The sequence below is a fragment of the Microcoleus sp. LEGE 07076 genome, assembly GCF_015207455.1.
GTDB lineage: Bacteria > Cyanobacteriota > Cyanobacteriia > Cyanobacteriales > Microcoleaceae > Microcoleus.
Window position 1 is genome coordinate 1 of the sequence record NZ_JADEWV010000183.1, and the last position, 11743, is coordinate 11743.

At 46.9% G+C, this 11743-nt stretch carries 10 protein-coding genes; 2 read left to right on the top strand and 8 right to left on the bottom strand.

What is annotated here, in order from left to right; all coding sequences use genetic code 11:
- Both IQ270_RS23305 and IQ270_RS23310 read left to right on the top strand, forming a co-directional pair.
- Positions 1-3074: efflux RND transporter permease subunit (locus tag IQ270_RS23305; protein WP_193975576.1), on the top strand; the 3074-nt coding region annotated here is incomplete at its 5' end.
- Positions 3075-3312: 238 nt separating this feature from the next.
- Positions 3313-4494 carry an RtcB family protein gene (locus IQ270_RS23310; RefSeq protein WP_193975577.1) on the top strand — a complete coding sequence of 394 codons (1182 nt, stop codon included), beginning with the start codon at positions 3313-3315 and terminating at the stop codon, positions 4492-4494.
- Between the two features lie 280 nt (positions 4495-4774).
- On the opposite strand, the gene IQ270_RS23315 is transcribed toward IQ270_RS23310, so the two are convergent.
- From IQ270_RS23315 to lpxC, 8 genes are all read right to left on the bottom strand, one after another.
- Positions 4775-5143: a DUF4278 domain-containing protein gene (locus IQ270_RS23315; RefSeq protein WP_193975578.1), complete on the bottom strand. Its 369-nt coding sequence runs from the start codon at positions 5141-5143 to the stop codon at positions 4775-4777.
- Positions 5144-5380: 237 nt separating this feature from the next.
- Complete coding sequence (locus tag IQ270_RS23320) at positions 5381-5725, bottom strand: BON domain-containing protein (RefSeq protein ID WP_193975579.1); 345 nt, start codon at positions 5723-5725, stop codon at positions 5381-5383.
- A gap of 302 nt (positions 5726-6027) precedes the next feature.
- Positions 6028-7311 (bottom strand): DNA cytosine methyltransferase, encoded by a 1284-nt coding sequence (locus IQ270_RS23325; RefSeq protein ID WP_193975580.1) that lies wholly within the window; start codon positions 7309-7311, stop codon positions 6028-6030.
- A gap of 23 nt (positions 7312-7334) precedes the next feature.
- Positions 7335-8507, bottom strand: coding sequence for a lipid-A-disaccharide synthase (gene lpxB, locus IQ270_RS23330; protein ID WP_193975581.1), 1173 nt, complete (start codon positions 8505-8507; stop codon positions 7335-7337).
- A 13-nt stretch (positions 8508-8520) separates the two neighbouring features.
- The gene (locus IQ270_RS23335) at positions 8521-9123 is read right to left on the bottom strand and encodes a Uma2 family endonuclease (protein ID WP_193975582.1); all 603 of its coding nucleotides are present in this window, start codon (positions 9121-9123) and stop codon (positions 8521-8523) included.
- 42 nt (positions 9124-9165) lie between these two features.
- Positions 9166-9960, bottom strand: coding sequence for an acyl-ACP--UDP-N-acetylglucosamine O-acyltransferase (gene lpxA, locus IQ270_RS23340; protein ID WP_193975583.1), 795 nt, complete (start codon positions 9958-9960; stop codon positions 9166-9168).
- 247 nt (positions 9961-10207) lie between these two features.
- Positions 10208-10729: a 3-hydroxyacyl-ACP dehydratase FabZ gene (gene fabZ / locus IQ270_RS23345; RefSeq protein ID WP_193975584.1), complete on the bottom strand. Its 522-nt coding sequence runs from the start codon at positions 10727-10729 to the stop codon at positions 10208-10210.
- 99 nt (positions 10730-10828) lie between these two features.
- Positions 10829-11686 carry a UDP-3-O-acyl-N-acetylglucosamine deacetylase gene (gene lpxC / locus IQ270_RS23350; RefSeq protein WP_193975585.1) on the bottom strand — a complete coding sequence of 286 codons (858 nt, stop codon included), beginning with the start codon at positions 11684-11686 and terminating at the stop codon, positions 10829-10831.
- Between the last annotated feature and the right edge of the window lie 57 nt (positions 11687-11743).

An 11743-nucleotide genomic window follows, 5' to 3' on the forward strand; every position in this document is an offset into this window, starting at 1 on the left:
CCATCACCTATCCCCGCATCGGCGTGCGCCTAGACGCCCCCGGAATCTCCCCAGAAGTCGCCGTTGACGAAGTAACCCGCCCCCTCGAACAAGGACTTTCCGCCACCGAAGGTGTCATCCAAATTTTCTCCCGTACCCGCGAAGGACAAGTCAGCGTCGATTTATTCTTCAAACCAGGGGGCAACATCGACCAAGCCCTCAACGATGCCACCGCCGCCGTCAACCGCATCCGCAACCGACTTCCCGACACAGTTGAAACCCCCAGGCTGTTCAAATCTGACCCCTCCCAACAGCCTGTTTACGAATTTGCCCTCACTTCCAACTCCCTGCAAGGAGTTGATTTGCGCGTATTTGCCGACGAAGAATTATCTCGAGAATTAAACGTAATTCCGGGAGTAGCAGCAGTTGACGTTGCCGGCGGCGTACAAGAAGAAATTCAAATAAATATTGATTTAAATCGCTTGCAATCTTTAGGCGTTAGTATTTCCGATGTTTTAAATGCCCTCGAAGCCCGCAATCTCGATACTTCCGGCGGGCGGCTGCGACAAGAATCGGCGGAACCTTTAACCCGTACCGTCGGACGATTTCGGAGTGCGAAAGAAATTCAAGAACTTTCCTTCCAAGCATTGGGTGCTAATCCGCCAAAACGAGTTTTTTTGCGGGATTTTGCTACAGTAATTGACGGCACAGAAGAAGAACGAGTTAAAGTATTTCTCAATCAAAAACCCGCTGTCAAAATTAGCATTCAAAAACAGCCGGACGCAAACACGATAACAGTTGTAGATGGCATCAAAAAGAAACTAGAAGAATTAAAAGAATCAGGACTAATCACCGAAAGCACTACAATCGTCACTACCTCAGATGAGTCTAAATTTATCCGAAATTCTATCAGCAACGTCGCGTTTTCTGGTTTAACTGGAGCTGTTTTAGCTGGCGCATCAGTTTTGCTGTTCCTCGCTTCCCTGCGCCAGACTTTTATTATTGTCTTGGCAATTCCCCTCGCAACTTTAATGGCGATTATCCTGATGGGACTTTTTCACCTGTCTCTGAATGTCTTTAGTTTGGGCGGTTTGGCTTTGGGGGTGGGCATTGTGGTCGATAACTCGATCGTTATGCTGGAAAATATTGTTGAAGGAACTAGCAATAAAAATCGGAAATTAACTAACAAGCAGTTGATACAGCAAGCAGAAAACAGCAGTCAAGAATTAGAATCAGCTTTGTTTGCCTCCACCATCACTAACTTAGTTGCCGTACTGCCATTTTTGCTGATCGGCGGCTTAGTTTCTTTGCTGTTTAATGAACTAATTCTCACGATCAGTTTTTCCGTCGCCGCCTCTTTGATTGTCGGATTGACTGTTGTGCCGATGATGGCTTCTCGGTTGCTAGTATTGCCGGTATCTAGCGGTTTGAGCAACTTTTGGCCGCTGCGGGCATTCAACCGAGCTTTTACCGATGCTACCGCCGGCTACGGTAAATTTTTGTCGGGAATAGTGCGGTGGCGGTTAATTGTAGTTGTACTGGCGATCGTTTTATTGGGCGGCGGCAGTTGGCAGATGGCCGGTCAAATTCCCCAGGAAATTTTACCTCAAATTAGTACCGGTCAAGCGAGATTGTTTGCTTTGTTTCCCGCAGGTACTAATTTGGAAACGAATCAAAGAGTGATGGCAGAAGTTGATAAAATCATGCTCGGTCAGCCGGAAACTGAATACACTTTGACTACGGTGGGCGGGCTGTTGTTCGGCAATAATACGATCGAGAATTTGCTGCGCGGCGGCAGTAATATCACACTAAAATCGGGAACCAATACCTTAGATTTTGTCGAAAAAGTTAATCAAAAATTGAAAAAAGTTAAGATCCCTAAAAGAACTCGGTTGCGGCTGATTCCTGAAAATGTGCGGGGTTTAGTTTTGACTAATTCTCCGGTGCGGGGTGCGGAAGTTGATGTTCTGCTTCAGGGCGAAAACGAGCAGTTATTGCTGCAAGCAGGGCGCGACATTTTGGAAAGTTTGGAGGACAAGGTAAAGTTAGTCCGCTTTCGCCCGGATACTGATCCGCCACAAGCGGAAGTGCAGATTCGTCCTAATTGGGAACAAGCCGAAATCTACGGGTTGAGTGCGAGGCAAATTGGTGAGACAATTCAGACAGCAATTCAAGGTGCTGTTCCTACGCAGTTGCAGCGGGGAAACCGTTTGGTAGATGTGCGGGTACAGTTCGATCGCGCTTCTATCAAGTCGATTTCGGAACTAAAATTTATCCCTTTAACGGCTAGAAATAACGCTCAGATCCGGTTGGGAGATGTGGCGAATATTCAAGTAGGAAAAGCACCGGGAGAAATTCAAAGACTCAACCAGCGCCAAGTTTTTTTGATTGCGGGAAATCTTAACAAGGGTGCGAGTTTGGGCGATGCTTTGAAACAAGTGGATGCTGTTTTGGCGGACATCAAATTGCCGCCGGGAGTGCGGGTGATTCCGAGTGCGGCGGCGGAAACTAACCGGGAGTTGCAAACTTCGCTGAAGATTTTGGGCTCTTTGGCGGCGTTTTTGGTATTTGTGGTGATGGCGGTGCAGTACAATTCGCTTGTCGATCCGCTGGTGATTGTGCTGACGGTGCCGCTGGCTTTGGCTGGGGGGATTTTGGGGCTGTACGCGACTAAAACTGCGATCGGCGCGACGGTGATTGTGGGGGCGATTTTGCTGGTGGGAATTGTGGTAAATAATGCGATTATTATGGTGGAATTGGCGAACCAAATTCGGGAAGATGAAAAGGTCGATCGCGCCACAGCAATTCTCAGGGCTGCACCTCAACGTTTGCGTCCAATTTTGATGACAACTATCACCACAGTTTTGGGTTTGTTTCCCCTGGCTTTGGGAATTGGAGAAGGTTCGGAATTTCTGCAACCTTTGGGGGTTGTGGTGTTTTCCGGTTTGTCGCTGGCGACGCTGCTGACGCTGTTTATCATTCCGTGTTTTTACATTTTGCTGCACGATTTCTTCGGGATGTTTGCAGGGAAGAAGAAACCGCAGGCGGTTGCTATTCCCGTGCAGAAGGCGGGGCGAAAGAATGCGAATTTGTAAAAGATGATCCGGCGGTTGAAACCGCGTCTACACAAACGATGTCGGCAGAAGGCCGACTAAAAAATAAAGGGGGTCTCAAACCCGGATTTAGTATCAGTCAATATTCTTTGACTCCCCCAAAAAAATCCCCGACTGACGCACCCTACGAGAATTAGTCGGTCAGGTGCGTTTGACATCATAAATTCTTTATACTACAATGCGTAGTATACAATAACTGGCAAAAGAAACCTCAACCAAAATGCCCTACGAAAAATTAGAAATATCAACCCCAAAACCCGTGCTATCTTGGGCTAATCACGCCCTTGGTGCCAAAGAAACCAATATGGCAAAAAATGTAGCATCTTTGCCATTTGTATTCAAACACGTCGCACTAATGCCCGACGTACATTTAGGAAAAGGTGCTTTAGTCGGTTCAGTAATTGCCACAAAAGAAGCGATTATTCCAGCGGCTGTGGGCGTTGATATTGGCTGCGGGATGGCGGCTATTAAAATGCCTTTCACCGCCAACAAATTAGAAGGCAAACTCAAACAAATTCGCCTCGATATCGAAGCAGCAATTCCCGTCGGATTTGCTGAAAACAAGGAAGTGGAAAGAACTGTCACTAACTGGCAAGAATGGCGCGAGTTTAAAGAACTTCATCAAGGCGTGCAGCGCCAAGAAAGTAAAGCCCTTAAACAAATGGGTTCCCTCGGTGGCGGCAATCATTTTATTGAGGTTTGTGTTGATACAGAAGACTTTGTTTGGCTGATGCTGCACTCTGGTTCTCGCGGCATTGGCAATTTGCTCGCACAGCAGCATATCGAGACTGCTAAAAATTTAGCTAAACTGGCAGAAATTAGTCTTCCAGACCAAGATTTAGCTTATTTTGTAACAGGTACGCCGGAGTTTGCTGCTTATTGGCACGATTTGCAGTGGGCGCAAAATTACGCTCGTTTTAATCGTGATGTGATGATGAATCGGTTTAAGCATATTGTGGAAAAGCACGCTGCGGGCGGCAAACCTACTAAGCCATTGTTAAAGGTAAATTGCCACCATAATTACGCGGAAAAAGAGGTGCATTTTGGCGAAGATGTGTATGTGACTCGCAAGGGTGCTGTACGCGCAAATGTACAGGATTACGGGATTGTTCCGGGTTCGATGGGGGCGAAGTCTTTTATTGTGAAGGGGAAAGGTAATGTGGAAAGTTACTGTTCTTGCTCTCACGGTGCGGGGCGGTTGATGTCTCGAACTCAAGCGAAGAATGTGTTTACTCTTGATGATTTTGTGCGGCAGACTGACGGGGTTGAGTGTCGCAAAGATGAGCAATTTTTAGATGAAATTCCGGGGGCTTATAAGTCGATTGAGGAGGTGATGAGTCAGCAGTCGGATTTGGTGGAAGTTGTGGCGACTCTCAAGCAAGTGGTTTGCGTTAAGGGGTGACAGAAATTGGTTTATATCAATTCTGGTTGTACCGTCAGGTGATTGTTGACTGTTGACTGTTGACTGTTGACTGTTGACTGTTAAGTTAAGAGGGCCCGCACTCTTGGCACCGCCCCTACTGACTGTTGACTGTTGACTCGATTTTATTATTCCGATGCAACCGTCCACGATATTATTTGTAGTTGACTTACCTGAAAAGTTCTGTATGAGAAGATGGGGGAAATCAAGTCGTTTTCGATTTCCTCCTGTTGACAAATGCTTTGTTTTGTGAGGCTATTTGCTAACAAGCCATTTGCTTCGACTCAATTTCTAGCAAGCGCAGCAGTCTTTCGTCGCCTTTGGCTTTGGCTATTTGCTGTCGGCGATCGAGAATACTGCAAATATGTGCCCGGTGGACTTGGGCTATTTCCTTAACTGTTGGGGAAGATGGAACCGCCGCTGCGCTGCTAGCTGCTGCGACATCCTGCTGGGCTTGAAAATTTTGCTTTGTGGTAGAGTTTGGGCCCCCGTATTTGTTGGGGACCCGAATGTGTCTGGGATACTGATAGTTCCAGTCTTTACCTTGATATTTGCCCGCGAGTTGGCCTTGGATGGTATCGACTGTCGGAATGTCGTATTCGTAGTTTGCGCCGGGAAAAGTGAGTTGCATATTTTTCGATCCTTATATTGAGATAAAAAGAGCAGTCAGGTCAGGTGTGATTTATGTACCTAAAATATTTTTAGTTTCTGTATTTAATTATACTGTTTTTTAATTAAGATGCGAAGTTCACAAAAATTAATATTTAGAGGCGCAAAGAGCAGGAAAAAACCCGCAGCTGCGGGTTTTTTCCTGGTTTTTAGTTTTTTCGCTCGCCTGGAGTGAAACTGCTGCGGTTGCGAATAACTACTACCCGATTGTCACTTGATCGGTTTGGACATTTGTCGCGCCCTCTTCGGAAGAGGCGATCGCCACTAACTTGTCGAGAATTGCCTGACTGGGAACTTGACCTTTGAGGACAACTGTGCTGCTGAGCTGAGCCACATAAACAGTCTCGATATCAGCAACTTCTGAATCGCCGTCAAATGCCAAAGCTACCCGCTTCGCCAAGCCGCTTTCGTCAAAATTGCCGTCCGGGCCGACTTTAGCAGGAGCGATCGATTGCGATTGGGCTGCTTGCTGTACTACTTGTGCCATCGGTTCAGCCTGGGGTGCAGGCTTTTCGAGTCCGAACAGTCTTTTAAACCAACCCATAGTAGTTGAGTCTCCTGAAAATACACTTTTTACAAAGATAGCTCTTTGACACTTCCGGGCCAATCGGGCACGGGGATTCTTAAGACATTTGTGTCTTAATATCCAATTTTGCGCGGTGGGTTCCCAGGCTGACTACGTTTGCAGCGTAGCTGCGTAGTCATATCTCCTCAAAAATGTTTTGGGCGTAGACTTTCCCCCAGTCCGGAGGTAGGTTTTTACATCTTGTCTGATTGATCCACTCTACCATATTCATTTGTGAAGATGGATTTGTTATTTTACTTAACAATGCAAAAAAAGCTGTCCTAAAAGGACGGGGTTTTCAACTCAATCTCCTGATAATATTGTTGGGCTTCCGACCAATTTAGTTTCAGCAATGAATCATCTCCACTGGGAAGCTGGAAACTCGGCTTTATTGGTTTCACGCCCAAAGCGTTAATAATCTGCGCTGCTACAGCTTTCGCCAACAGCGGCGGTACAGAATTGCCGACTTGGCGGAAACCGTGCCATTTGGTGACGTGAAATCTAAACCAGTCAGGATAGGAATGTAGTCGCGCTGCTTCTCTGACTGTAATGCACCGAGGGGCGATCGGATGAATTGGTCTCGGCGAAGTATAAGCGCCCATCCCCCTGTCGGTTCCAGCCCTGAGAGTGTTGCAAACTCCGTCGGGGTGCAGCTTGTAAAAACGGCTGATCGGCTCTTTCTGACCGTAGGCGGCGGCTGCAAATCTTTCTATACATTCGGGAGAATGTTTTGTGCGCCGACTAGAAGAGAGGATTTGTCGATCGTACTTGCGAGTGTAAGAATAATCATCATCCAAATCATCAATTGAGCGCAACACACTCGCATAAGTGCTGCAATCTCCGTACTCGGCGACTACCCAATCTCGGTGCAGCAACTCGCTGTATTTTTCCACTTCCGGCAAATCTCCAATTGCATCCCAAACAGTCGGCACCGCAGGTAAGTTAACTTTTTGAGAGCGTTTAGGAAGCTTCTTTTTCGGTAAAAAAGTAAGTTGCTGAGGGTATTTTGGCAGATCGCAGTCTTTTTTGCACCCAATCAGAAACAATCGTTTACGAGCTTGGGGAACTCCGTAGTGAGCGGCATTCAGAACTTGATAGTTTTCTTCTACTTGATAGCCTGAGTCCAGAAAAGAGCTAATTAAAATATTCAGGAGTTCTTTGTGTTTGCCGGCTACAATTCCCGGCACATTTTCCATGACAAAAAACTTGGGTTTTAACTCTAAAACTAAGCGATGAAAGTGAAAAATCAGAGAATTTCGCGGGTCGTCCACATCGCGCTTGCCCATCAGCGAGAATCCTTGACAGGGCGAACCGCTGATTACTACGTCTATCTCGCGCCTGCCGATCGCAGATTTTTTCCTAATTTCCGCTCCTGTGAGTTCTGCGACATCTTTGCACAAAATAGAACACATCGGGAAATTAAACTCGTGTGTCGCGCAGTGAATTGGGTCAATTTCGACTGAAGCAAGTACATCAAAACCTGCTTGTTCAAAGCCGAGAGTCATGCCGCCTGCGCCTGCAAATAAATCAACAGCGATCGGTCGCTTTTTCCGATTGCTCGACATAACATTTAAATACTAAAATTGCTTTAATTTGCTGTATTTAATTTAACATTTTTCATTATTTCGGCAGCGGCGCGATCGCACACCCCCACATCTCCGAGACTTTCGCGCATTTGGCGATAACCCGCTTTTGTTTGCTCGCGCCGATCGGCATTTTGCAGCAATTCCAGTGCGCGGTTAACGATGTTTTCCGCAGTAGCATCGTCTTGCAGCAACTCCGGGACGATCGGCTTCATTTCCACCAAATTGGGCGGAGACATAAAAGGAATCGAAAATTTCAGTACGTGGCGAGCAATCATCGCTGTAATCGGACTGACGCGGTAGGCGACAACTTGCGGAACGTCCAGCAAAGCTAATTCCAAATTAACAGTACCAGATTTGGCGATCGCCAGATCCGCAGCAGCCAAAATTTCCAAAGTTTGATTTTCCAACAAAGTAGCTCGCAAACCGTATTTCTCGATCGCCCCTTCGATTTTGCTCCCAAAAGCTTGGTTAGCAAGCGGAATCCAGAAATGGACTTCCGGCAATTTAGCTTGAATAATTCGAGCAGCCTCAAATATAACCGGCATCAGGTACTTGAGTTCTTGCTTTCTAGAAGCCGGAATTAGGGCCACCGACACCTGTTCCGGCGCAATTCCCAAAGTTTTGCGGGCAGCTTCCCGGCAGGGGGCAGATTGCATTCTATCCACCAAAGGATGACCAACCCAACTCACTTCAGCGCCTTTTTTCCGATAATAACTAGCTTCCTCGGGGAAAATCGCCAAAATGCGATCGGCAATATTCACAATCAGATCCGTATTGCGAGGAGAAATCGACCAAACCCATTCTTGAGGTGCGATGTACCAAACCACAGGCAAATCCGGCAAACAGCGGCGAATGTAGCTACCAATACCGAGATTTGGAGTCAAATAATCAATCAATACAACCGCATCCTGAGGAAAGTTTTTTAGATATTGTTTAGCTTTTTGCTGAACTTTAATCGTCGGCCAAATATAAGGCACAGATTCTACAATACCCATAGAACCAATGTCCGCAGTATCGCCTAAAATAGTAGCGCCAGCTTCCCCCATGCGCCGCCCGCCCAAAGCTGTTATTTCTAAATTCAAACCAGCGGCGACAGCGTGACGTTTTAAGGCCGCAACTAACAAAGCTCCTTGCAAATCGCCAGAAACCTCACCAGTGCTGATGAAAATTTTCATATTTTTTTTTAATTCAAACAAGTGAGATGTTTGCTAATAACTCAGTCACAGCATCATATTGATCCGGCATATTAGCACAGCGCAGCAGTAATTCTAAGTCGAGAGCGGGAAGGAATGTACTCCTGGCAATCTGCTCATAATTTTCACCTGTTAAGCAATAGAGAGATAACTGACTATTTTGCCAAAACCAGACTTCCCGAACGCCCAACCTTTTGTATAATTCTAGACTATTTATCCCCCCGCTGGTAATTACGACTTCAATAGCAATATCTGGGAAGGTTTTTGGGGTTCCTATGTCATAGGAATCATCCGGCTCTTTTCTACCGCCTAATTCTCTGTTACCCAGAGTCGGCCCGCCCTTACCATAAAATCGAATCCCATTTGCTCTCATATACGCCTCTAGCAGTATACAGAGAGTTTTTTTAATTATTTCGTGTTCGGGCGAGACAGTCATAATTTGCAGAATGCGATCGAGATAGAAAAATTTTACACCCCCAATATCTTCAAAAGCTGCTTCTATCGCTTCAAACTGCTCCCAGCTAACGCCGTTGAAAGTCATGCAGCCATCTTTTCCTGCATCGGGAGATATAGATTTGGCTAAAGTAGATAAACTCATAGGGCAACAATTGCTCAATTCATTAAATTTATTCTACCTGATTCATTTTTTCCCAGGAATCAAACCGCGCCGCCCTTTGCTAACAGACTGCTGCACAAATCTTTGCAGGTGCTGCAAGTGGGGGTTTTCCGGCAACAAATCCAACTGTTCCAAAGCTTGATTGAGAGTGTAGCCAGAATGGTATAAAATCCGAAAAGTTTTCTTCAAAACTAGCAAATCTTCAGGGGTTAAACCGGCGCGTTCGAGGCCTATTTTGTTGATTGCTCGCACTCTCGAAGGATTTCCTTCGACTAGCATATAAGGAGGTACATCTCGATCGATCCTGCTCAAGCCGCCCACCATCGACAAGCGGCCGATGCGGACAAACTGGTGAACCCCCAAAACACCGCTCAGTCGGGCTTGGGACTCGATTTTGACGTGTCCGGCCAAAGCTACGGCGTTGGCGATAATTACCTGGTCTCCGAGCTCGCAATTGTGACCGACATGAACGTAAGCCATCAACAAATTGCGATCGCCAATTGTGGTGCTTTCTCCTGCTCCTGTAGCGCGGTTGATTGTCACGTATTCCCGAATCACATTGCTGTCGCCAATTGTTACCCTAGTCAGCGAACCTTCATATTTCAAATCTTGAGGTTCCAGGCCAATCGCCGCACCGGGGAAAATTTGATTCCCAGCACCTATTTCTGTTAGTCCATCAATAATTGCATGAGCGCCAATCTTAGTCTCCGGCCCGATTTTCACTCTTTCGCCAATTACAGCATAAGCACCCACTTTTACAGTCGGGTGCAGTTCGGCGCGGGGATGAATCACAGCAGTTGGGTGAATCAAAGTAAGCATTTTTCAGTTGTTAGTTGTCAGTTGTCCGTTGGCAGTTGTTAGTTGGCAGTTGTCTGTTGACTGTTGGCTGTTGGCAGTTGTCTGTTGGCTGTTGGCTGTTGTCTGTTGTCTGTTGGCTGTTGGCTGTTGTCTGTTGGCTGTTATTAGCTACTGATTAGTCATTACCAATGCCCAATTCCCAATTCCCAATTCCCAATTCCCAATTCCCAATTCCCAATTCCCAATTCCCAATTCCCAATTCCCAAATTTAATCCACCATCGAAAACATCAATTCTCCTTCACAAACTTTCTGTCCCTCCACTTCCGCAATCGCCTGAATTTTTCCGAAGCGGCGGCGTTTTACCCACAGCAATTCTACAGTCATCAGCAACCGATCGCCAGGTACAACCTGACGGCGGAACTTGACCTTATCAATCCCGGTAAACATCCACAATCCTTGTTCGATGTCGGGTAACTGAGCCAGAACAATACCGCCAACTTGAGCCATCGCTTCCACAATTAATACTCCAGGCATAATCGGCCTTCCCGGAAAATGCCCTTGAAAATGTGGCTCGTTGAAAGTAACATTTTTAATTCCAACAGCCCGCACTCCGGGCACGTAATCAACAATCTTGTCTACCAGTGCAAAAGGATAGCGGTGAGGCAATAATTTCTGAATTTCTTCGAGAGTAAAACTTGATTTAACCGCTGGAGAATTCTCACCGTTTTCGGCGGTAACGGATTCAGAATTAGCAGTATTGGGGGTGTTAACTTCAGTCAGCGTGGACATTGCTTGAAGACTTTTGAGTGTGGTAGAAACGCGAAGGATCGCGCCTTGGTTTGTCAATTGTAACTGTTAATTGTAACAGGGACTTTGCTGGCAGCTTTTCTAACTTGTCTGCAGTACGGCCAAAGCTTGGGATTTCAGGGCTAAGCCAAGTTGGACGTGCAGGTTGTGACTGGCTTTGTAAGCCAAGTAGTGAGCTTTTGGCCAAGTTCCCAGCAGACTGAGGTCGCCTGCTAAGTCTAAGATTTTATGGCGCACCGGTTCGTTGGCAAATCTTAAGGGCGGGTTGAGCCAGCCGGATCGATCGCAAACCAGGGCGTTATCTAGAGTACCACCTTTGATCGAACCTGCTTGTCGCAATTGTTCAACTTGGCGAGCCAGTCCAAAAGTGCGCGCAGGGGCGATCGCCGTCGCAAAACTTTCTACCTCTGGCGACCAACTGTACCATTGATTGCCGATCGCCTGTTCCTCAAAATCAATTCCGTAACTAAACCGAGTTTGGGCCGACGGTAAAGCAGCAGCAAAAGCATCCCCGCGGCGCACCCAAATCGGCTCAGCGAGGTCGAACGACGCAGCGGGATCTTCCTGGCATTTTTGAGGGAGCAAGCCGGTACGGGCGATCGCCTCTACCCAAACCAGAGCCGAACCGTCCAACAGCGGCAGTTCCGGGCCCTCAACCTCAATTCGAGCATTATCCGCTCCCATCCCCGCCAAAGCGCCTAATAAATGCTCTACAGTGCGAATTCGATCGCCTGTGGCATTTGCCAGTTCAGTGGAAAGCGCCGTCTGACAAACCGCCTCAATTTTTGCAGGAATTATCGGAGCACCGGGCAAGTCAATTCTGACAAAATAGCGACCTTCCCCAAGCGCGGCGGGCAACACTCGGACGCGAGTTTGTTCGCCGCTGTGCAAACCAATTCCTGATAGTTCAAATTCAGATTTTAAGGTATGTTGAGTCATTAGTCAGTTGTGAGTTGTTAGTTGTTAGTTGTTAGTTGTGAGTTGTTAGTTGTGAGT